Genomic DNA, 19546 nt, shown 5'->3' with positions numbered 1-19546 from the left:
GCTTGAGCGCCCCGCCCCTGACTGGCGGCTGGCGCGGTGACCTGCCATTGCTGGCTTGGCGCGTGGCGACCTGCCTGGCCGCGCCCCTTCTGCCCCTCTGGCTCGCCCACCGCGCCCGCCGTGGCAAGGAAGAGCCGACCCGGCTAAATGAGCGCCGCGGCGAGGGCGCGGACCGTCCGCCCGGGCCCCTGCTCTGGCTGCATGGCGCCAGCGTCGGGGAAAGCCTTTCCGCCATCCCCCTGATCGAGGCGCTGGCCGCCACTCGCCCGGCCCTGCGTTTCCTGGTGACCACCGGCACTGTCACGGCGGCGAAGCTGCTGGCCGCGCGGCTGCCGGCCCCGGTCGCGCCACGGGTGCAGCACCGCTTCGTGCCGCTGGACGTACCTGCCCATGTCACACGCTTCCTCGATGGCTGGCGCCCGGACGCGGCGGTGTTCATTGAAAGCGAGATCTGGCCGAACCTGATTCTGGCCACCGCCGCACGGGATGTGCCGATCGCCCTGGTGAATGCGCGGCTTTCCGCAAGGTCGGCGCGCGCCTGGGCGTGGGTGCCCTCGGCAGCACGGCGCCTTTTCGGCAGCTTCCGCCTGGTGATCGCGCAGACCGAGCTGGACGCCGCCCGCCTGCGCGCCCTGGGCGCGGCCGGCGCGCGGCCCTGGGGCAACCTCAAATTCGCCGCCCGCCCGCTACCCGCGCCGGATGAGGCGCTTGCCGCGCTTCGCCGCGCGATCGGCGCCCGCCCCGTGCTGCTGGCCGCCAGCACCCATCCCGGCGAGGAAATCCAGGTCGCCGAGGCCCATGCCCGCCTGCGCGCCCGCCTTCCCGACCTGCTGACAATCGTCGCGCCCCGCCATCCCGAGCGCGGCCCTGCTCTGGCGCGGGAGCTGGAAACCCTCCCGGATGGCACCGCGATGCCGGTCGCGCTGCGCTCCGCCGATGCGCTGCCGGAACCGGACACGGAAATCTATGTCGCGGACACGCTCGGCGAACTCGGGCTGCTCTACCGCGTCGCCGGCGCGGCGCTGATCGGCGGCTCCCTTGTCCCCCATGGCGGGCAGAACCCGTTGGAAGCCGCCCGGCTGGGCTGCCCCATCCTGCTTGGCCCACACACCACCAACTTCACCGCCATCGCCGACCGGCTGATCGGGGCCGGGGCAGCGCTCCGGGTGGCGGATTCCGCCACGCTGGCCGAGACGGCGGGCAACGTGCTAACCGATTCGGCCCGGGCCCGGTCCATGACCACGGCCGCCGCCCGGATCGCGGCGGATGCCGGGGCCCTGCCCGAACGGATGGCCGCCGCGATCGAGACCCTTCTGCCCCCCGCCACCCCATCCGGGGCGGGCGCCGGGGCGGCATCAGGATAAGGACGCCAGACGGCACCATGCGTGCCCCCGATTTCTGGACCGGGGATGGCAGCGGAATCGCGCCCATCCTGCTCTCCCCCATCGCCGCCCTCTATGCCTCGGCCACCGCGCGTCGCGTGGCGAAGCCAGGCTGGCGCGCTCCTGTGCCGGTGATCTGCTGCGGCAATGCGACCGCGGGCGGTGCAGGCAAGACGAGCCTGGCCCTCGATCTGGGCCGCCGCCTGGCGAACCGCGGCGTGGCCGTGCATTTCCTGACCCGTGGCTATGGCGGCAAGCTGCGCGGCCCTGTCCGCGTCGAGCCCGGCAAGCATGGCAGCGAGATGGTGGGCGACGAAGCGCTGCTGCTGGCCGCGGAGCGCCCGACCTGGGTGGCTGCGGACCGGGCCGCGGGCGCCCGCGCGGCCATCGAAGCTGGGGCTCAGGCCCTGGTCATGGATGACGGGCTGCAAAACCCGACCCTGGAGAAGGACCTCTCCTTCCTCACCATCGACGGCTCCTATGGCTTCGGCAATGCAAGGGTGATTCCCGCCGGGCCACTGCGCGAGCCGGTGGCCACGGCAGCCGCCCGCTCCCAGGCCGCCGTGCTGATGGGGAATGACGAATGCGGTGCCCTTGCGCAGTTGCCACCGGGCCTGCCGGTGCTCCGCTGCCGGACAGTGCCGGGGCCCGAAGCAGCACAGCTTTCGGGCCAGGCGGTCTTCGCCTTCTGCGGCATCGGCAACCCCCGCAAGTTCTTCGCCACCCTGTCGGAAGCCGGTGCGATCATCGCCGGCCGCGCCTCCTATGCCGACCACTACCCCTATGACGCCGGCGATATGCGCGAGCTGATGGCGGAGGCCGACCGGCTGCGCGCCATTCCCGTGACGACGAAGAAGGACTTCGTCCGCATCCCGCCCGCCTTCCGCGCCCGCGTGACGGTGGTAACGGTGACTCTGGCCTGGGACGAGCCGGCGCAGGTTGAGGCGATGCTGGACCCGCTGGTGGCACGGGTGCCCGTGCCTGCCTGAGGCGGAAAGGGGCACGGATTGCGAGCGAGAATGCGTCCAGATCGCGCCAAACAGTTGATTTAATTAACCTTCTCTCACCTGCATCGCCGCGTTACGAAGGCGCATGAAGCGATTCGAGGAGCTGTCGGAGGCCGAAACCCTCGCCCTGGCCATCGCCAATGAGGAGGAGGATTCGCGCATCTATGCCAGTTTCGCCATGCGGCTGCGGCACGATTTCCCGGCCACGGCAGCGGTGTTCGACGGTATGTCGGCCGAGGAGGCCGGGCACCGGAACCAGCTTCTCGCTCTCTATGAGCGGAAATTCGGGCGGGAACTGCCCCTGATCACCCGCCAGGACGTGCCCGGCTTCCTGCGCCGGAATCCGGTCTGGCTGGCCGAGGAGCTGCGGATCGACGAAGTGCGGCGCCAGGCCGCGGTGATGGAGGTGGAGGCCGGCGAATTCTACGCCCGCGCCGCCGACCGCGCGCGCGACACGGAGGTCCGCCGCCTGCTGGGCGACCTGGCCCTGATCGAGCGCAAGCACGAGGCGGTGGCCGAACGGCTGGAGCGGACGCATCTGACTGAATCCGCTCGCGCGGCCGAGGACGAGACATCGCGCCGCCTGTTTGTGCTGCAGGTCGTGCAGCCGGCCCTGGCCGGGCTGATCGACGGCTCCGTCTCGACCCTCGCGCCCATTTTCGCGGCGGCCTTCGCAACGCATTCCCCGCACGAGACCTTCCTGGTCGGCCTCGCGGCCTCGGTTGGCGCCGGCATCTCCATGGGGCTGACCGAGGCGATGTCGGATGACGGCGCCATCACCGGGCGCGGGCGGCCGCTGATCCGCGGCCTGGCCTGCGGGCTGGCCACGGCGCTCGGCGGGCTGGGCCATGCCCTGCCCTATCTGATTCCCGATTTCTGGACCGCAACGGCCGTAGCCGCCGTCGTCGTGGTGATCGAACTCATCGTCATCGCCTGGATTCGCTGGCGCTTCATGGAAACACGCTTCGGCGCGGCCCTGGTGCAGATCGTGCTGGGGGGACTGCTGGTGCTGCTGGCAGGCATCTTCATCGGCAGCGGCTGAGGCGCGGGCCCGGCAGACGGGGCCAGCCGCCCGTTCGATACAGCGGCGTGCCTTTTTCGGATGCGACCGAAACCCGGCTATGTTGCGTCGCGATACCAGCCCATGCGCCGCTTCTTCTTTCTTGCTCCCCTTCTGCTGCTGGCTGCTTGCGCCACTCCCGAATCATCACCCGAAACGACCAAGGCCTCTGTTGCCGCGCCGCGCAGCGCGGCCGGCCCCGGCGCGACGCAGCTGGTCGCGGTTGCCGAGCGGGAATGGCAGGACTGGGGCCGCATCGCCGTGGAAGGCTGGCCCGTGGCGCTGGAGCGCACGCCCGACGCCACGCCCGCGCTGTTCGACAAGCTGATGAGCTACTGGTCCGCCACGCCCGAGGGACCGGATGTCATCGCGGCGCATCTCCATTTCCGCGACACCATCATGGTGCCCGAGGTCTCGACTGCCTCGCTGGACCCCGTATCCGGCCTGCCTTTCCAGGTGGAGCCGGCGAATGTCGCCATCTCCACCTACAACCACCCGGCCTGGTCGGCGGCCTTCATCAGCTACGCCATGAATGCCGCCGGCATCCCGCGCACCGATTTTGATCCCTCGGCCAGCCACGCGCTCTACCTGGACCGGCTGCTGGAGAATGCGATGCTCAATCCGGAGAGCGCCGCCTTCCTCCCGCATGGGCTGATGGACTACGCCCCCCGCCCGGGCGACCTGGTCTGCGCGGATCGCTCCACTGATCCCCTGCCGGACTGGCAGTCCCGCCTGGCCGAGCCGGGCCGCTTCCGCCCCATGCATTGCGACATCGTGGTCCGCGCGGGACGCGGGTCGGTGGACCTGATCGGCGGCAATGTGCTGGACGTGGTGCTGCGCCGGCGCGTCCCGACCGACGCCCAGGGCCATGTGCTGCCGCCCCCGCCGGAGCGCCCGCCCTTCTTCGTGGTGTTCGAGAACCGGCGGTAGCCGTCCGTGGTCAGGCCGCCATCACTTCGGATTGCGCCAGGAGCCATTGCCGGAAGGCGAGCATCGCCGAGGTTTCCGGGCGTGACTTCAGGCGGGTGAGCCAGTAGGCGCCGAGCGCGACCCCGACGGCGAAGGGCCGCACCAGCCGCTCCTGGCGCAGGTCGTGCTCGAACATGCGCGCCGGCAGCAAGGCGATGCCTGCGCCTTGGACCGCAGCCTCCGCCATGGTCAGAGAGGAGTCGAAAACGAAACCTCGGATGGCCGGGCTGGGCAGGCCGGCCGCAGCGAACCAGCGCGGCCATTCATCGGCGCGGTAGGAGCGCAGCAAGGTCTCCCGCATGAGGTCGGCGGGCTCACGCAGCCGCTGGGCCAGGGCCGGCGCGCAAAGTGGCGAGAGCGGAGCCTCGAAAAGCCGCATCGCCTCCGTGCCGTGCCAGGCGCCGTCACCGAAGCGGATCGCGTAATCCAGCCCCTCCCCCGCCAGGTCGACGCGGTTGTTGTTCGTCAGCAGCCGCAGGTCCACGAAGGGGTGTGCCAGGTGAAACTCCGGCAGACGGGACAGCAGCCAGCCCGTGACGAAGGTGCCGACGGCGCCGAGCGTCAGCACCTCCCGCAGCCGCCCGCCCTCGAACCGGTCCAGTGTGCCAGCGATACGGCGGAAGGCGTCGGTCAGAACCGGCAGCAGGGCCTCGCCCTCCTCGGTGAGGGCCAGCCCGCGCGGCAGGCGCCGGAAAAGCGGCACGCCCAGGATCTCCTCCAGGCTCTTCACCTGATGGCTGACCGCCGCCTGGGTGACGCTCAGCTCCAGCCCGGCCCGGGTGAAGCTCAGATGGCGAGCGGCCGCCTCGAAGGCACGCAGGGCATTGAGCGGGAGATTCGAGAGCGTCATCCCCGAAGGATTAGTTTTTCTAGGGGCTCTCGCGAAGGATGATCGTTTGTCGGCGCCATCCCCGATGAGCACTGTCCGCCCCGTCACAAGGGGGACGACACATGATCACCAGGCGGAAATGCATTGGCGGCGCGGCTGTCGCGCTGGGCTTTGGCGGGCTCGCCCCGGCACGCGCCCGCGCTGCAGAGGGCGCGGCGGGGTTGCCGGCTGCCCTGGCCCGGCTTGAGGCCGAGCATGGGGGGCGGCTGGGCGTGGCCGTGCTGGACACGGGCAGCGGAGAGCAGGCGGGCCATCGCCTGGAGGAGCGCTTCGCCCTGTGCAGCACCTTCAAGGTCCTCGCCGCCGCCTGCGTGCTGGCGCGGGTGGACCGTGGGGAGGAGAGCCTCTCCCGTCGGGTCACCTATGGGCAGGAGGACCTTGTCACCTACTCTCCGGTCACCGGGAAGCATGCCGGCGACGGCATGACGGTCGGCGCGATCTGCGAGGCGGCGGTGACGCTCAGCGACAACACCGCGGGCAACCTGATGCTGGACAGCTTCGGCGGACCGGCGGGACTGACAGCCTATTTGCGTTCGCTCGGGGACGGCATCACGCGGCTCGACCGCCGCGAGACCGCGCTGAACGAAGCCCTTCCAGGCGATCCACGCGATACCACCACCCCGTCCGCGATGGTCGGCCTGCTGCAGAAGCTCGTCCTCGGAACCGCGTTGTCGCCCGCCTCCCGCGAGCAGCTTTCGGCCTGGCTCATCGGCTGCAAGACGGGGGATCGGCGCCTGCGGGCCGGCGTGCCGAAGGGTTGGCGTGTGGGAGACAAGACGGGAACCGGCGAGCGCAACGCGACGAATGACGTCGCCATTCTCTGGCCGCCCGGGCGCGCACCGGTCATCGTCGCCGCCTATTACGCGGAGTCCCGCGCCTCGGCTGACACGCGGGATGCGGTTCTGGCGGAAGTCGGGCGGCTCGCGGCGACAATCTGAGTCGAGGGCAGAGGGCGGCGCCGTCCGATGCGGACCTTGCCTTTATCGGGCTGTCCCATGAAAGCTGCCCCATGCCGCACATCGCCTGCCTCCATACCGCCCAGAGCAACGTCGCCGTCTTCGACGCGGCGCTGCGGGATCTCGGCCTGGCGGAGGTGACGCTGCGCCACGCCGTCCGGCCCGATCTGCTCGCGGAAGCTGAGCGGGCCCATGGGCTCACGCCGGAGATCACTGCCTGGACGCAGGACGCGTTACGGGCCCTGTGCGACGGATCGAATGCGGTCCTGCTGACCTGCTCTACCCTCGGCCCGGCCGTCGCAGCCATGGCGGCGGCACCCTGCCCCGTGCTCCGCGCCGATGCCGCCCTGGCCGCGGAGGCCGTGCGCGAGGGCGGACGCGTTGTCGTCCTCTGCGCGGTGGAGACGACCATCGTACCGACGCGCCTGGTCTTCGAAGACGCGGCGCGCCGGACCGGTGCCACGGTCACCCTGCGCCTCGTCCCCGGTGCCTGGGACGCCTTCCGGGCCGGCCAGACCGAGCGCTATCTCACGATCATCGCCCGGGCTGCCGAGGCGGCGTGCCAGCAGGGCGCGACGCGTGTCGCGCTGGCCCAGGCCTCCATGGCCGGTGCCGCGCCGCTGGCCCGGACCGATCCTCCGCCCCTCTCCAGCCCCGCGGCGGGTTTGCGGGCGGCCGTAGCGGCTACGGCGTCAGGTAGCGCCCGCGCAGATGCTCCATGAAGGCCGAGGGATCGAGCGGCCGGCCCGTGGCCGCCGTCATCAGGTCCTGGAATCCCAGCCGCGAGCCCTGGCCGTGGACCGAGACGCGCAGCCATCCCACGAGCGGCCTGAAATCACCCTCGCGCAGCGAATCCTCCAGCCCCGGTAGTGCGGCCCGCGCCGCGGCCATGAGCTGCGCGGCCGCCATGGCGCCGAGCGTGTAGGAAGGGAAGTAGCCGAAGGCGCCATCGTGCCAGTGGATATCCTGCAGGCAGCCCCGCGCGTCGTCCGGCGGGGTGATGCCGAGCAGGGCCTGCATCCCCTCCGCCCAGGCGCCCGGCAGTTCGGCGACCTTGAGGTCGCCGGCGATCAAGGCGCGCTCCAGCCGGAAGCGCAGGATGACATGGGCGGGATAGGTCAGCTCATCCGCCTCCGTGCGGATGAAGCCGCGCTCCACGCGCCGCCAGAGCCGGGCGAGGTTCGCCGGGGTATAGGCTGCGGGATCGCCGCCGAAGGCCGCCTGAAGCTCGGGGCCGAGCCAGGAGAGGAAGGCGTCGGAGCGGCTGGCCTGCATTTCAATAATCAGGCTTTGGGACTCGTGCACGGCCATTCCGGCGGCCTCGCCCACGGGCTGGCGGGCATAGGTCTCGGGCAGGCCGCGCTCGTAAAGGGCGTGGCCCGTCTCGTGCAGGATGCCGAGCATCGCCTGCTCGAAGGAATCGGGGGTGTAGCGGGTTGTGAGCCGCACATCCGTGGGCGTGCCGCCGCAGAACGGGTGCAGGCTCTCGTCCAGCCGCGCGTGCTCGTAATCAAGGCCGACGCGCTCCGACAGGCGGCGGCCCAGGGCGCGCTGTACCTCTACCGGGAACGGGCCGCTGGGCAGAATGGGCGCCGGGCGTTTGGCCTGGATCGCTTCGGCCTGAGGCAAGGCATCCCGTAGGAAGGCCTCATAGGCTGCGAAAATCGGCTCCACATCGGCGGCCCCGATTCCCTGCTGGAAGCCGTCCATCAGGGCGTCATAGGGCGAAAGCCCGGTCGCGGCGGAAAGCGCGGCGGCGGTCTCGCGCTGGAACCGCACCACATCCTCCAGCCAGGGGCGCACGGTGGCGAAGTCGGATTTGGCGCGGGCCTCCCGCCAGACCTTCTCGCAAGCGGAATTGGCGCGGGCGGTGGCCTCGACCAGATCGGCCGGCAGGGCTGTCGCGCGGATATGCGCGCGGCGCATCAGGGCGAGATTGGCCTCGTCCCACGGCCCCGCAGCGGTGGCGGCGGCCAGATCCTCCCCCACCTCGGGCGCCACGAGCATTCCGTGCGACACCCCCGCCAGCACGGCCAGCTGCTCCCCCCTCGCCGCGGCACCGCCAGGCGGCATCATGGCGGAGGCATCCCAGCTCAGCATCGCCGCGCATTCGCCGATGGTCGCAATGCGAGCGAAGCGTTCCTTCAGGCGGGCATAGGCCGCCGAAACGGTGTGGCTCACGATTCGTCCTTTCGAAGGATCCAGGCGATCAGGACGCCGACAAGGGAAGCCGCCAGCCCGTACCAGGTGATGGCATAGCCCAGATGCGAATTGCGCGGCCGCGGCAGGGTCAGGGCCGGCTGCGGCAGGGCGTTTGCAGCCCGGCCTTCCGGTGCAAGGGCGACCAACAGGTCGGGCAGGACATTGTTCAGGCCCAAGGCGGCACCGATGGCGCGCGGGTCCGCGGTGTAGAAGCGGCGCCCAGCGGTGTCGTCTGTGGCGGCGAAGAAGTCCCGCTCCTGCGGCGGAGAAACATAGCCCGTGACCCTCACCGGTCCATCGGGCCGTTCGATCATCGCGTTCCGTCGTTCGGCGGGCACCCAGCCGCGATCGACCAGGACGGTCGGCTTTCCTTCGACCTCCAACGGCGTGATCAGCCGGGTGCCAAGGGAGGTGCCGCGCACTTCGGCGCCGAGGGTTGCCTCCAGCTCGTAGCGGAAGCGGCCAGTGGCCTGAACCTTGGTGTAGGGCTGCGGCGCAGCGGTCAACGGAACCGGAGGTCCCGCTTCCGCTGCCGCGATCTGGTTCAGCAGATCCGTCTTCCAGTGCAGCCGCCGGACCTGCCAGGTGCCCAGCGCCAGCAGAATCGCAAGAACGGGAATGGCGGCCAGTACGGCCGGAAGGATTCGCCGCGAAGGTGGCGTCATGCGGGAGCCTTCCCGAGAGACCTGAAACGACGAACCCCGCCCGGCGGACCGGACGGGGTTCGGAAGCGACGCCCGGAGGGGATCAGTGCTGGGCGATCTCGCCCGCCCCCCAGAGATAGATGCAGACGAAAAGGAAGAGCCACACCACGTCCACGAAATGCCAGTACCAGGCGGCCGCCTCGAAGCCGAAATGCCGGCGCGGGGTGAAGTCGCCGCGGGCGGCACGGATCAGGCAGACCAGCAGGAAGATGGTGCCGACGATCACGTGGAAGCCGTGGAAACCGGTCGCGAGGAAGAAGGTGGAGGGATAGATCCCGCCATTCACGAAGGCGAAGGGCGCCTCGGCATATTCCACCGCCTGCAGGAAGGTGAAGAACAGGCCAAGGCAGACCGTGATGGCGAGGCCCTGGAGCATGCTCTTGCGGTCGCCCTGGATCAGAGCGTGATGCGCCCAGGTCACCGTGCAGCCCGAAAGCAGCAAGATCATCGTGTTCAGGAAGGGCAGGCCGAAGGGGTCAAAGGTGTGGATGCCCTTGGGCGGCCAGACATGCTCCGTCGCACCCGCCACATGCTCGGGATAGAGCGCGAAGTGGAAATAGGCCCAGAAGAAGGCGACGAAGAACATCACCTCGGAGGCGATGAACAGCGCCATGCCGTAGCGCAGGCCGATCCGCACAATCGGGGTGTGCAGGCCCGGCACCTTGGATTCGCGCACAACGTCGCGCCACCAGAAGTACATGGAGGCGAGCACGCCGACGAGACCCAGCCCCAACACCCAGTGGATGTTGTAATGGGCGAACATCACGATCCCGAGCAGCAGGCACCCCGCCGAGAAGGCCGAGGTCAGCGGCCAGGGGGACGGATCCACCAGATGGTAGGGGTGCTTGTTCGGAGGCGGCGGCTCGGTCGGGTCGAGCGAGATATCGGCCGTGGTGGTATCGAGGGAAGCCATCGCGCGTCCTGGTCAGGCGGGGCAATGCCCCGTTCGGAGTGTCGGGGCCGGAACCCCCGGGAATCCCGAAGCATCAATCCCGCAAACGGCCCTGCGGATCAAGGGTTCGGCCCGCCGAAGCTTTGTCCGGGCGAAATCTTCCCTGATCGCTATCGCGTGACTGTCGGTGCCCCGGCAGACCGCCCGACATGGGGCCCAGCGCTGGCCAGGGCGCCGCTGCGCTCGGCATCGGCCAGGGTGCGGAAGAAGGTGTAGTTCAGGGTGATGGTGCGAATGTCGCGGGTGCTGGGATCCTGCGCCATGGCTGGATCGATCCAGAAGGTGACAGGCATCTCCACGGACTGGCCGGGCTGCAGGGTCTGCGCGTCGAAGCAGAAGCAGGCTGTCTTGTGGAAATACTTGCCCACCACTTCGGGGGTCACGTTGTAGGTAGCCACGCCCTCCACCGGGCGGTCCACCTCATTCGCGGCGCGGTAGAAGGCAAGGCCGGACTGACCGAGATGCACGGGCATGGCGCCCTGCATCGCCTCGAACTTCCAGGGCAGGGACGGATGGGTATTGGCGGCAAAGCGCACCGTCACCTCCCGCTCGACCGCGCCCGGGGCGGCAGGGCCACCGGTCTGAACCGTGCCGTTATAGCCGGTGACCTGGCAGAACACCGCGTAGAGCGGCACGGCGGCGAAGGAGAGGCCAACCATTCCGCCCACTGTCGCAAAGGCCGCGAGGGCAACCCGGCGGTTCCGGCGGGCGAGCTCGCCCTTGCGATCCATCGATTCGCCCTCTCAGCTTACCGAAACGGCCATCTTCGCCATGGTGACGAAGTAGAAGATCACCACCAGCACGATCAGCACGAGCATGATGCCGATGTTGCGGCCGCGGCGCCGGCGGAGGAAGGCAAGTTCCTCCTCCTTGGTCATGGGGGCAGGCTCCATCATCCCAGAATCCCCGCCATGCGCAGCCAGTAGTCCAGTGCCAGGGCGGCAAAGAGGCCGGCCAGATGCAGCAGGGAAAAGCGGAAGGCAGCCCGCGCAGCGGCATCGCCGGCCAGGCTAACGCCAGTCGCGTCCTGCCGCTCCCTCAGCACGCGCCAAGCATGGAGGAGGAAGCCACCGCCCAGCACGACCGCCACGGCGCCATAGACCCAGCCCGCCTGCCCCAGCAGCACCGGCAGCAGCCCGAGAGGCGCCAGCACCAGGGTGTAGAGCATGATCTGCCGCCGGGTCTCCCGCGCGCCGGAGACCACGGGGAGCATGGGCACGCCCGCCCGCTGGTAGTCGTCATGCGCCCAGAGGCTCAGCGACCAGAAATGCGGGGGAGTCCAGGTGAAGACGATCGCGAAAAGGATCAGGGGTAGGAGGTCCACGCCGCCCGTCACGGCCGCCCAGCCGATCACCGGGGGGAAGGCCCCGGCGGCACCACCAATCACGATGTTCTGCGGCGTCCGGCGCTTCAGCCACATGGTGTAGATGAAGACGTAGAAGAGGATCGATCCGGCCAGCCAGGCCGCGGCCACCGCATTGGTGGCCAGCCCCATCAGCACGACCGAGACGACCGCCAGCACCACGCCATAGGCCAGCGCCGCCTCGGGCGCGATCCGGCCGGCGGGGATGGGGCGGCGGGCGGTGCGGCGCATCACCGCGTCGATGTCGCGGTCGTACCACATGTTGATGCAGCCCGCGGCGCCAGCGCCGATGGCAATGCAGAGAATGGCAACCGCGCCGAGCGTCGGGTGGATATGCCCCGGCGCCACCAGCATGCCAATCAGCCCGGTGAAGACGACCAGCGTCATCACCCGGGGTTTCAGGAGCGCGATCCAGTCGCGCAGTTCCGACCAGTCCGCGGAAATGGCGAGGGGGGCCGGAGCCCCCCTCTCGATCAGGTCACTCATGGTGACGCTCCATAACTCTCCGGGGCGGCGAACCGCAACGAAGAAGGTGTCGGGATCAGCGGATCCGCGGCAGCTCATCAAAGGTGTGGAAGGGCGGCGGAGAGGAAACCTGCCACTCCAGCGTCGTCGCGCCCTCGCCCCAGGGGTTTGCGGCAGCCTTTTCCTTCCGGATGAAGGTCAGGGCAACCACGTAGATGAAGACGAGGAAGGAGATACCGGAGATATAGGCCCCGACCGAGGCCACCAAGTTCCAGCCCGCGAAAGCGTCGGGATAGTCCGGGTAGCGCCGCGGCATGCCCTGCGCACCCAGGAAATGCATGGGGAAGAAGGTCAGGTTCACACCCACGAAGGTGAGCCAGAAATGCAACTTCCCCCAGAACTCAGGGTACTGATACCCGCTCATCTTGCCGATCCAGTAGTAGAAACCGGCATAGATCCCGAACACAGCGCCCAGGGACAGAACATAGTGGAAGTGGGCGATAACGTAATAGGTGTTGTGCAGGATCACGTCCACGCCGGCATTGGCCAGCTTCACGCCGGTGACACCGCCAACCGTGAACAGGAAGACGAAGCCGATGGCGAAAAGCATCGGCGTCTTAAACTGGAGCGAACCGCCCCACATCGTTGCGATCCAGGAGAAGATCTTGATGCCCGTCGGCACCGCGATGATCATCGTCGCCGCCATGAAGTAGGCCCGCGTGTCCACCGAGATGCCCGAGGTGAACATGTGGTGTGCCCAGACCACAAAGCCCACCACGCCGATGGCGACCATGGCGTAGGCCATGCCCAGGTAACCGAAGATCGGCTTGCGGCTGAAGGTGGACAGGACGTGGGAGATGATCCCGAAGGCCGGCAGGATCATGATGTAGACTTCGGGGTGGCCGAAGAACCAGAACAGGTGCTGGAACAGCACCGGGTCGCCGCCGCCCTCAGGCTTGAAGAAGGCCGTGCCGAAATTGCGGTCCGTGATCAGCATGGTGATCGCGCCGCCCAGCACGGGCACGGACAGCAGCAGCAGGAAGGCGGTGACCAGCATCGCCCAGACGAAGAGCGGCATCTTGTGCAGCGTCATGCCCGGGGCGCGCATGTTGAAGATGGTGGTGATGAAGTTGGCCGCGCCCAGGATCGAGGAGGCGCCGGCCAGGTGCAGGCCGAACAGGGCCATGTCGAGGCCCGGGCCGCCCTGGTACTGGCTGTCGGACAGCGGCGGGTACAGGGTCCAGCCCGTGCCGGCACCACCCACGAAGAGGCTGGCCACCGTCAGCATTAGCGCCGGCACCAGCAGCCAGAAGGAGATGTTGTTCAGGCGCGGGAAGGCCATGTCCGGCGCCCCGATCATGATCGGCACGAACCAGTTGCCGAAGCCACCGATCAGCGCGGGCATGACCACGTAGAACACCATCAGCACGCCATGGGCGGTGACGGCCACGTTCCACATCTGGCCGTCCGCGAAATACTGCATCCCGGGATGGGCGAGTTCCAGCCGCATCACCATCGACAGGCCGATGCCAACGAAGGCCGCGACGATCGCGAAGAGGATGTAGAGGCTGCCGATATCCTTGTGGTTGGTCGAGAAGAACCAGCGCGCCAGGAAACCTGGCGCGTGGCCGTGATCATCATGCCCGTGGGCGGTGTCGTGCGCGGTGTGCGCCATGGATGCTCTTCCCTGTCAGGCCGCCTTACCGGCGGACCTCCGCGGAGGGTTCGGTAACGGATGCGACCGCCGTGGTCCGGTCACGCTCGGGCCAGCCGGGGCCCTGGCCCTCAGCAAAGCGGGTGCGGGCCTGGGCAACCCAGGCATCGAACTCGGCCTTCGGCACGGCGCGGACGGCAATCGGCATGAACCAGTGGTTCTGACCGCAGATCTGGTTGCACTGGCCGTAGAAGGTCCCTTCCCGGTCGGCGCGGAACCAGGTCTCCATGGTGCGGCCGGGGATGGTGTACTTCTGCACACCCAGGCTCGGCACGAAGAAGGAATGGATCACGTCGTGCCCGGTGGTCATCACGCGGATGGTGGCGCCCACGGGAACGACCAGGGGATTGTCCACCGCGAGATTGCGCAGCTGGCCCGGCTTCAGGTCGCTCTCCTGGATCGGATAGCTGTCGAACTCGAAGTTGCCGTTATCCGGGTAGCCGTAGTGCCAGTACCACTGGCGCCCCTGCACATTGATCGTCAGGTCGGCATCGCGCGCCCGGTCCTCATAATAGATGAGGCGGAAGGAGGGGATGGCGATCACGAGCAGGATCAGCACCGGCAGCACAGTCCAGGCGATCTCGAGCATGGTGTGATGGCTGGTGCGGGACGGAACCGGGTTCCGGGCGGCATTATAGCGCCAGATCACCCAGGCCAGCAGGATGGCCACGAAGGCAGTAATGGCGATGATGATCCAGAGGACGAGACTGTTGAAGTCGTGAATCGCCTCCTTCACCGGCCCGAACGGATCCTGCAGATCCATTCCCCAAGGGACGGGCGCGCCAATCGCCTCGCCATTAGGTCCCGGCGGTGGGGACTGCGCCATCGCGCCGCTCCCAGCCATCAACATCAAAGCCAAGGCTGTCGAGAGAATCCGCCGCATTCCGCCGTCCTGATCCCGCTGCCGTCCGGCACGCCGGGTGGCTGCGTGCCGCTCCAAACCCGCCTGGCGCCTCACGCACCGGGCGCACCCCACCCCGCGAAAGCGCGGGACGGAACGCAGCCGGACACTAATCACGCGGCGGCTTCCGGCACAAGATTGCGCACCGCAACGAAAGTGGAACAACCGCCCGCTCAGCCCGGCGGCACCGCTTCCCCTTCGGCCTCGCCCTCCGCCACATGGTCCACCATATCGGTCAGCATGGACCGGATATGCTCGTCCATGACGGCGTAGAAGACCTGCCGTCCCCGTCGCTCCGCCTGGAGCAGCCGGGCCGCGCGCAGCAGGCGCAAGTGATGCGAGACGAGACTGCCCGAGATTCCGATGCGCTCCGCCATCTCTCCAACCGAGGCCGGGGCATCCAGGCAGGCCAGGATGATGCTCAGTCGCGTGGGATCGCTCATCAGCCGGAACATCTCGGCGAGCTCCACCACCTGGTCGTCGCCGATCCTGCCCCTCACTGCCCCACCTCGTACCTGTTCCGCCCGAGTCTCGGGGGGCCGGGCTGATCTGTCCAGGCCAGTATGTCAGCACATCCCGGAGGGGAGGCCGGTCAGACCGGGACAGCGCGCAGCCCGGCCGCTGCTGGCCGGCGCCAAGGCGAATCCCGCCCGGCCCAGACCGCGCCACGCCCGGCCCTCTCGGCCCAGGCTTCCACAGCGTGCTGCGCCCGGCTGGACAGGGCGAATGGTGGGACCGGCCCAGCCAGGAGCCTTTCCAGGAGGCCGGTGCGCCGCATCACGAGATCCGCGCCGTCCTGCAGGGCGACCAGCGCCTCATGCGCCCATCGGGGCGCGACCGGTCGCCCCGCCTCGGCGAGCAGCACTGGAATCCCTTCCGCACCCAGCGCTGTGGCCCAGGCCGCCGCGCACCGAATCGTGAAGGCGGCATCGCCCGACCCGGTCTCGATCCGCAGGGGGAAAGGGTAGTTCGGCATCATTGGCTCGGCGGCCGCAATGGCATCCGGCTCGCCGCTCAGGAGGAGGACGGCAAAGGCACCGGACGCGACAGGGACATCACCAGCCCCGCGTGACCGCGCCAATCCGGCCAGGAAGGGCCGGATAGCCCGTGCCTGGCCCAGCGGCACAGACATGGACACGACCGCCACCGGGCGGACCGGCGCGTCCAGCATCCACGGCGCTGACCCGGACGCCCTGGGCACAGGGTTCTGAAGCTGGGCAGCAAAAGCGGCAGCGAGCAGCGTCTCCATGCCCTGAGGGAACCGCGCCACCGCTTGCCATCAGGTTAACGAGCCAATGTTTCGGACCAGACCCTTCACCCCGGTCCTCCGAGGCGCCATTTCATGGCCATGCGCCGACGCCAGCTTCTCTCTACTCTTTCCCTCCTGCCGCTTGGGACCGTCCCCGCCCTTGCCCAGGCCCCAGCGGCTCCTTCCGCGCGGGACCTGCAGGATGTGCAGCGGGTCGAGGCGTATCTGAACGGCCTGACCACGATGCGCGCCCGCTTCATCCAGATCGCGCAGAACGGCGCCACGGCCCAGGGCACCGCCCTGATCTGGCGCCCCGGCCGGATGCGCTTCGACTATGACCCGCCCGAGCCGCTAATGCTGATCGCGAATGCCGGCCAGTTCATGCATTACGACAAGGAGCTGCGGCAGCCTTCGATCGTACCGGTCGGCTCCACCCCGCTGGGCATCCTGCTGCGGGACCGGATCAACCTCTCCGGCGACGTGACGGTGACCGGGGTACAGCGCGAACAGGGCCTGCTGCGCCTCACGCTCTTCCGCACGTCGAACCCGACCGAGGGCCGCCTGACCCTCGTTTTCGCCGATAACCCGCTGGAGCTACGCCAGTGGCTGGTGATGGACGGCCAGGGCCGCACCACGCGCGTCACCCTCTCGGCCATTGAGACCGGGGTAAGGCTGGACCGGTCGGATTTTGACTTCAACGACCCGCGCTTCTTGCCATCTTTGATGCAGAACGGCCAATAACCCTCGGGAAGGACTAAAAAACTGCGGCAGCACGGCAACACGCAGCCCGCGAAGCGCAGCCCTGCCGAATCCGTGCATCTTCTGCCTTGAACGTGCCACGGTGCAGTTGCAACATTTCGGACATGCGGCCCCTGATCGGTATCTCCTGCTGCGTAAAGCCCTTCGGCCCCTCCGGGATGCCGAACCACGCAGCCTCAGACCACTATGTGCGGGTCGTCCTCGGCCCGGTCGGGGGAATGCCTGTGCTGCTGCCCGCCGCAGGTGAGGAGGTCTCCCGCGAACTCCTCTCCCGCCTGGACGGGCTGTTGCTCACGGGCAGTCGGTCCAATGTCTGCCCAGTCTATTATGACGGCCCGACCCATGCGGAAGGCACGCCAGAAGATCGAGACCGCGACTCCACCACCCTGCCGCTGATCCGGGCCGCCATCGAGGCCGGGGTGCCGCTCCTGGCGATTTGCCGCGGCTTCCAGGAGTTGAACGTCGCCCTGGGTGGTTCGCTCGACCAGCGCATCCAGGATCTCGAGGGACGGATGGATCATTCCACCCCCTCTGACCAGCCCATCGCTCTGGTACGGACGGGCAAGGCCCATCCTGTCCGGGTGGCACCCGGCAGCGGACTGGCCCGACTCTGGGCGGGGCTGGACTACGATCCCGCAGAAATTCCCGTGAATTCCCTGCACAACCAGGGCGTGAGGCGCCCAGCGCCCCGGCTACGGCCCGAAGCCTGGGCGCCGGATGGCACGATCGAGGCCGCCAGCATCGAGGGTGCCCCGGGCTTCGCTGTCGGCGTGCAGTGGCATCCCGAGTATGACTGGGAGCGGGACCCCCTTTCCCGCCGCATCTTTGATCGGTTTGGAAAGGCCGCAGCCGAGTTCGCCGCGCGCCGCGCATCACAGGAGGCTGTCCGGCTGCCCGTCGCCGCGGAATAGAGCGGCCAAACTCTGAAGGCGCGATGCGCGACCCTGGAGGGCCGCGATTGGTCTGTCACGCCCATGTGATGTGGCCGACCGGATAGATCGGCTTTGCATTCCGCCTGTGGATATGGGTAATCTTCGGTTGCCGGAGACCATAATCCGGCGGTGTCCGGTATCCCCTGCCGGCTCACCCGACCAAAGACTAAATCCGATCGGAATCAGTACCGGCGCCCGGTGACCCCCCTCACCGGGCGCTTCTTATTTTGGGTGCCTGTTCCAGGTAACCGGCCGAGCCAGGGTGGGTTGCGCGAATTCCGATCCGGTTGCGCATCCAATGTCACGCCGTTGCACGGCGGCCGCTATCCGCCCCCTCTGGACCGCCGTATATCCTCAGGCCTCCGGAATTCGATGGAATCGTTCCATGGCCGATTACGTGATTGCCCCGCCGCCTACCGCTGCCCTGCCCGTGCGCGGCGGCGGCCTCTTTCCCGTGCGCCGCATCTTCTGCGTTGGCCGCAACTATGCCGAGCATGCCCGGGAAATGGGCAGCGACCCGGACCGTGAACCGCCCTTCTACTTCACGAAGCCGGCTGACGCCGTGGTCGTCAACGGCGCCGACATGCCCTACCCCACGGAAACCAAGGAGCTGCACCACGAGATGGAGCTGGTCGTCGCGATTGGCGTCGGCGGCAGCGACATCAAGGAGGCGGACGCGCTGAACCATGTATGGGGCTACTGCGCCGGCCTCGACATGACGCGCCGTGATCTGCAGAACGCGGCGAAGAAGACGGGCCGCCCGTGGGACATGGGCAAGGCCTTCGACAACTCCGCCCCTATGGGCGAACTGGTGCCGGCCGGCGCGATCGACCCCGGCAAGGGCAAGATCGAGCTGAGGGTGAACGGCCAGGTCCGCCAGACCTCCGATCTTTCCAAGATGATCTGGTCGGTGCCTGAGGTGATCGCGAACCTCTCTCGCCTCGTGCAGCTCGCCCCTGGCGATCTGATCATGACGGGCACGCCGGAGAACGTCGCCGCCGTGCAGAAGGGAGACCTTCTGGAAGGCATGGTCGAGGGCGTCGGCACGGTGACCGTGCGGATCGTCTGAGAGACTCTGCCGTGAGCGAACCCCGCTTCCCCGGGAAGCGCTGGGTTCGCATCATGGCCGATCCTTGCGCTCATGGTGTCTGGCACCGGGGCGGATCGGCTGGCGGCGCCCAGGTGCCGCGCCATGTCTTCGAGTACGAGAATCCCTGATGCCTGAAGCGAGTCCGGTCCGTATCGCGACCTGGAACATCAATTCCGTCCGCCTGCGCGCCCCGCTGCTGCGCCATCTGGTGGATGAGCTCGATCCGGATGTCATCTGCCTGCAGGAGACAAAGACGCCGGACGAGCATTTCCCGCATGAGGCCGCTGAGGCGTTGGGCTACACGCACCGCATCATCCAGGGGATGAAGGGCTATAACGGCGTCGCCGTCCTCTCCCGCCTCCCGATCGAGCGCATGGCGGATGGGCGTGACTGGTGTGGCAAGGGCGATTGCCGCCACCTGGGTGTCAGCGTGGACCTGCCAGGTGGGCCGCTGGCGCTGCACAATTTCTACGTCCCCGCCGGCGGCGACGTGCCGGATCGGGAGGTGAACCCGAAATTCGCCCATAAGCTGGACTTCGTGGCCGAGGTGACGGCCTGGACCGCCGAGCGTGGTCCGGCGAAGCGTTCCGTGCTGGTCGGCGACCTGAACATCGCGCCTATGGAGCATGATGTCTGGAGCCATAAGCAGATGATCGGCGTCGTGTCCCACACGCCGATTGAAGTGGAAGCGATGACACGCTGGCAGCAGGCCGGCGACTGGTACGACGCGCTGCGCCACTTCGTGCCAGAGGACCAGAAGCTCTACACTTGGTGGTCCTATCGCGCGAAGGACTGGCGGGCGTCAGATCGCGGGCGGCGACTGGACCATATCTGGGTCAGCCAGGACCTTGCGGGTGCCCTGCGCCGGCATGTCGTGCTGAAGGATGCCCGGGACTGGACGCAGACCAGCGACCATGTCCCGGTGCTGATGGAGATCGCGCCTTAGGGGAGC

General features: G+C 68.4%; 22 protein-coding genes. 11 read left to right on the top strand and 11 right to left on the bottom strand.

Features of this window, described 5'->3' with window-relative positions:
• The first annotated feature begins 2 nt into the window (after nt 1-2).
• The 4 genes from ACO1BU_RS05125 (at nt 3) to ACO1BU_RS05110 (ending at nt 4379) form a co-directional block, all read left to right on the top strand.
• Nucleotides 3-1364, top strand: a complete 1362-nt coding sequence (locus tag ACO1BU_RS05125) for a 3-deoxy-D-manno-octulosonic acid transferase (RefSeq protein WP_424134835.1) — start codon at nt 3-5, stop codon at nt 1362-1364.
• A 17-nt stretch (nt 1365-1381) separates the two neighbouring features.
• The gene (gene lpxK, locus ACO1BU_RS05120) at nt 1382-2371 is read left to right on the top strand and encodes a tetraacyldisaccharide 4'-kinase (protein ID WP_424134834.1); all 990 of its coding nucleotides are present in this window, start codon (nt 1382-1384) and stop codon (nt 2369-2371) included.
• Nucleotides 2372-2474: 103 nt separating this feature from the next.
• A complete protein-coding gene (gene mbfA, locus ACO1BU_RS05115; protein ID WP_424134833.1) occupies nt 2475-3431 on the top strand; it encodes an iron exporter MbfA in 957 nt (318 codons plus the stop codon).
• Between the two features lie 60 nt (nt 3432-3491).
• Nucleotides 3492-4379, top strand: a complete 888-nt coding sequence (locus tag ACO1BU_RS05110) for a DUF2272 domain-containing protein (RefSeq protein WP_424134832.1) — start codon at nt 3492-3494, stop codon at nt 4377-4379.
• A gap of 10 nt (nt 4380-4389) precedes the next feature.
• Here the strand turns inward: ACO1BU_RS05110 and ACO1BU_RS05105 are convergent, their stop codons facing one another.
• A complete protein-coding gene (locus tag ACO1BU_RS05105) occupies nt 4390-5268 on the bottom strand; it encodes a LysR family transcriptional regulator (protein ID WP_424134831.1) in 879 nt (292 codons plus the stop codon).
• Between the two features lie 101 nt (nt 5269-5369).
• Here ACO1BU_RS05105 and bla point away from each other — a divergent pair, with 101 nt between their 5' ends.
• Nucleotides 5370-6245 carry a class A beta-lactamase gene (bla, locus tag ACO1BU_RS05100; protein ID WP_424134830.1) on the top strand — a complete coding sequence of 292 codons (876 nt, stop codon included), beginning with the start codon at nt 5370-5372 and terminating at the stop codon, nt 6243-6245.
• A gap of 71 nt (nt 6246-6316) precedes the next feature.
• Entirely contained in the window at nt 6317-6985 is a 669-nt protein-coding gene (locus tag ACO1BU_RS05095; RefSeq protein ID WP_424134829.1) for an aspartate/glutamate racemase family protein, read from the top strand.
• On the opposite strand, the gene ACO1BU_RS05090 is transcribed toward ACO1BU_RS05095, so the two are convergent.
• The 10 genes from ACO1BU_RS05090 to ACO1BU_RS05045 form a co-directional block, all read right to left on the bottom strand.
• Nucleotides 6948-8444 (bottom strand): carboxypeptidase M32, encoded by a 1497-nt coding sequence (locus ACO1BU_RS05090; RefSeq protein ID WP_424134828.1) that lies wholly within the window; start codon nt 8442-8444, stop codon nt 6948-6950. The two genes, ACO1BU_RS05095 and ACO1BU_RS05090, sit on opposite strands and share 38 nt — an antisense overlap.
• The gene (locus ACO1BU_RS05085) at nt 8441-9130 is read right to left on the bottom strand and encodes an SURF1 family protein (RefSeq protein ID WP_424134827.1); all 690 of its coding nucleotides are present in this window, start codon (nt 9128-9130) and stop codon (nt 8441-8443) included. Before ACO1BU_RS05085 ends, ACO1BU_RS05090 begins: the two co-directional genes overlap by 4 nt.
• An 82-nt stretch (nt 9131-9212) precedes the next feature.
• On the bottom strand, nt 9213-10082 hold the full coding sequence (locus ACO1BU_RS05080) for a cytochrome c oxidase subunit 3 (RefSeq protein ID WP_424134826.1): 870 nt from the start codon (nt 10080-10082) through the stop codon (nt 9213-9215).
• Between the two features lie 149 nt (nt 10083-10231).
• Entirely contained in the window at nt 10232-10852 is a 621-nt protein-coding gene (locus ACO1BU_RS05075; RefSeq protein ID WP_424134825.1) for a cytochrome c oxidase assembly protein, read from the bottom strand.
• 12 nt (nt 10853-10864) lie between these two features.
• Nucleotides 10865-10999, bottom strand: coding sequence for a hypothetical protein (locus ACO1BU_RS05070; RefSeq protein ID WP_424134824.1), 135 nt, complete (start codon nt 10997-10999; stop codon nt 10865-10867).
• A 14-nt stretch (nt 11000-11013) separates the two neighbouring features.
• On the bottom strand, nt 11014-11970 hold the full coding sequence (locus tag ACO1BU_RS05065) for a heme o synthase (RefSeq protein ID WP_424134823.1): 957 nt from the start codon (nt 11968-11970) through the stop codon (nt 11014-11016).
• A gap of 55 nt (nt 11971-12025) precedes the next feature.
• Nucleotides 12026-13624 carry a cytochrome c oxidase subunit I gene (ctaD, locus tag ACO1BU_RS05060; RefSeq protein ID WP_424134822.1) on the bottom strand — a complete coding sequence of 533 codons (1599 nt, stop codon included), beginning with the start codon at nt 13622-13624 and terminating at the stop codon, nt 12026-12028.
• Nucleotides 13625-13649: 25 nt separating this feature from the next.
• The gene (coxB, locus tag ACO1BU_RS05055) at nt 13650-14489 is read right to left on the bottom strand and encodes a cytochrome c oxidase subunit II (protein ID WP_424134821.1); all 840 of its coding nucleotides are present in this window, start codon (nt 14487-14489) and stop codon (nt 13650-13652) included.
• A gap of 248 nt (nt 14490-14737) precedes the next feature.
• Nucleotides 14738-15064, bottom strand: coding sequence for an ArsR/SmtB family transcription factor (locus ACO1BU_RS05050; RefSeq protein WP_424134820.1), 327 nt, complete (start codon nt 15062-15064; stop codon nt 14738-14740).
• 92 nt (nt 15065-15156) lie between these two features.
• Nucleotides 15157-15696 (bottom strand): hypothetical protein, encoded by a 540-nt coding sequence (locus ACO1BU_RS05045; protein ID WP_424134819.1) that lies wholly within the window; start codon nt 15694-15696, stop codon nt 15157-15159.
• 210 nt (nt 15697-15906) lie between these two features.
• On the opposite strand from ACO1BU_RS05045, the gene ACO1BU_RS05040 reads away from it, so the two are divergent.
• The 5 genes from ACO1BU_RS05040 to ACO1BU_RS05020 all read left to right on the top strand — a co-directional run bounded on the left by ACO1BU_RS05040 (nt 15907) and on the right by ACO1BU_RS05020 (nt 19540).
• Nucleotides 15907-16554 (top strand): LolA family protein, encoded by a 648-nt coding sequence (locus tag ACO1BU_RS05040; protein ID WP_424134818.1) that lies wholly within the window; start codon nt 15907-15909, stop codon nt 16552-16554.
• A gap of 122 nt (nt 16555-16676) precedes the next feature.
• Entirely contained in the window at nt 16677-17483 is an 807-nt protein-coding gene (locus tag ACO1BU_RS05035; protein ID WP_424134817.1) for a gamma-glutamyl-gamma-aminobutyrate hydrolase family protein, read from the top strand.
• Between the two features lie 406 nt (nt 17484-17889).
• Nucleotides 17890-18573, top strand: coding sequence for a fumarylacetoacetate hydrolase family protein (locus ACO1BU_RS05030; RefSeq protein WP_424134816.1), 684 nt, complete (start codon nt 17890-17892; stop codon nt 18571-18573).
• Nucleotides 18574-18584: 11 nt separating this feature from the next.
• Nucleotides 18585-18722, top strand: coding sequence for a hypothetical protein (locus ACO1BU_RS05025; RefSeq protein ID WP_424134815.1), 138 nt, complete (start codon nt 18585-18587; stop codon nt 18720-18722).
• Entirely contained in the window at nt 18722-19540 is an 819-nt protein-coding gene (locus ACO1BU_RS05020; RefSeq protein ID WP_424134814.1) for an exodeoxyribonuclease III, read from the top strand. The genes ACO1BU_RS05025 and ACO1BU_RS05020 overlap by 1 nt, the downstream gene beginning before the upstream one ends.
• The last annotated feature ends 6 nt before the right edge of the window (nt 19541-19546 follow it).

It is taken from the genome of Roseomonas chloroacetimidivorans (assembly GCF_049629625.1).
Classification (GTDB): Bacteria; Pseudomonadota; Alphaproteobacteria; order Acetobacterales; family Acetobacteraceae; genus Roseomonas; species Roseomonas chloroacetimidivorans.
Note: the sequence above shows the minus strand (reverse complement) of the source record. Positions and strands in the feature narration are given on the sequence as shown.

Coding starts and splice junctions, on each gene's coding strand:
- lpxK (WP_424134834.1), top strand. CDS start 1,382: ATGCGTGCCCCCGATTTCTGGACCGGGGATGGCAGCGGAATCGCGCCC.
- mbfA (WP_424134833.1), top strand. CDS start 2,475: ATGAAGCGATTCGAGGAGCTGTCGGAGGCCGAAACCCTCGCCCTGGCC.
- ACO1BU_RS05110 (WP_424134832.1), top strand. CDS start 3,492: ATGCGACCGAAACCCGGCTATGTTGCGTCGCGATACCAGCCCATGCGC.
- ACO1BU_RS05105 (WP_424134831.1), bottom strand. CDS start 5,268: ATGACGCTCTCGAATCTCCCGCTCAATGCCCTGCGTGCCTTCGAGGCG.
- bla (WP_424134830.1), top strand. CDS start 5,370: ATGATCACCAGGCGGAAATGCATTGGCGGCGCGGCTGTCGCGCTGGGC.
- ACO1BU_RS05095 (WP_424134829.1), top strand. CDS start 6,317: ATGCCGCACATCGCCTGCCTCCATACCGCCCAGAGCAACGTCGCCGTC.
- ACO1BU_RS05085 (WP_424134827.1), bottom strand. CDS start 9,130: ATGACGCCACCTTCGCGGCGAATCCTTCCGGCCGTACTGGCCGCCATT.
- ACO1BU_RS05080 (WP_424134826.1), bottom strand. CDS start 10,082: ATGGCTTCCCTCGATACCACCACGGCCGATATCTCGCTCGACCCGACC.
- ACO1BU_RS05075 (WP_424134825.1), bottom strand. CDS start 10,852: ATGGATCGCAAGGGCGAGCTCGCCCGCCGGAACCGCCGGGTTGCCCTC.
- ACO1BU_RS05070 (WP_424134824.1), bottom strand. CDS start 10,999: ATGACCAAGGAGGAGGAACTTGCCTTCCTCCGCCGGCGCCGCGGCCGC.
- ACO1BU_RS05065 (WP_424134823.1), bottom strand. CDS start 11,970: ATGAGTGACCTGATCGAGAGGGGGGCTCCGGCCCCCCTCGCCATTTCC.
- ctaD (WP_424134822.1), bottom strand. CDS start 13,624: ATGGCGCACACCGCGCACGACACCGCCCACGGGCATGATGATCACGGC.
- coxB (WP_424134821.1), bottom strand. CDS start 14,489: ATGGCGCAGTCCCCACCGCCGGGACCTAATGGCGAGGCGATTGGCGCG.
- ACO1BU_RS05045 (WP_424134819.1), bottom strand. CDS start 15,696: ATGTCTGTGCCGCTGGGCCAGGCACGGGCTATCCGGCCCTTCCTGGCC.
- ACO1BU_RS05040 (WP_424134818.1), top strand. CDS start 15,907: ATGGCCATGCGCCGACGCCAGCTTCTCTCTACTCTTTCCCTCCTGCCG.
- ACO1BU_RS05035 (WP_424134817.1), top strand. CDS start 16,677: ATGCGGCCCCTGATCGGTATCTCCTGCTGCGTAAAGCCCTTCGGCCCC.
- ACO1BU_RS05030 (WP_424134816.1), top strand. CDS start 17,890: ATGGCCGATTACGTGATTGCCCCGCCGCCTACCGCTGCCCTGCCCGTG.
- ACO1BU_RS05020 (WP_424134814.1), top strand. CDS start 18,722: ATGCCTGAAGCGAGTCCGGTCCGTATCGCGACCTGGAACATCAATTCC.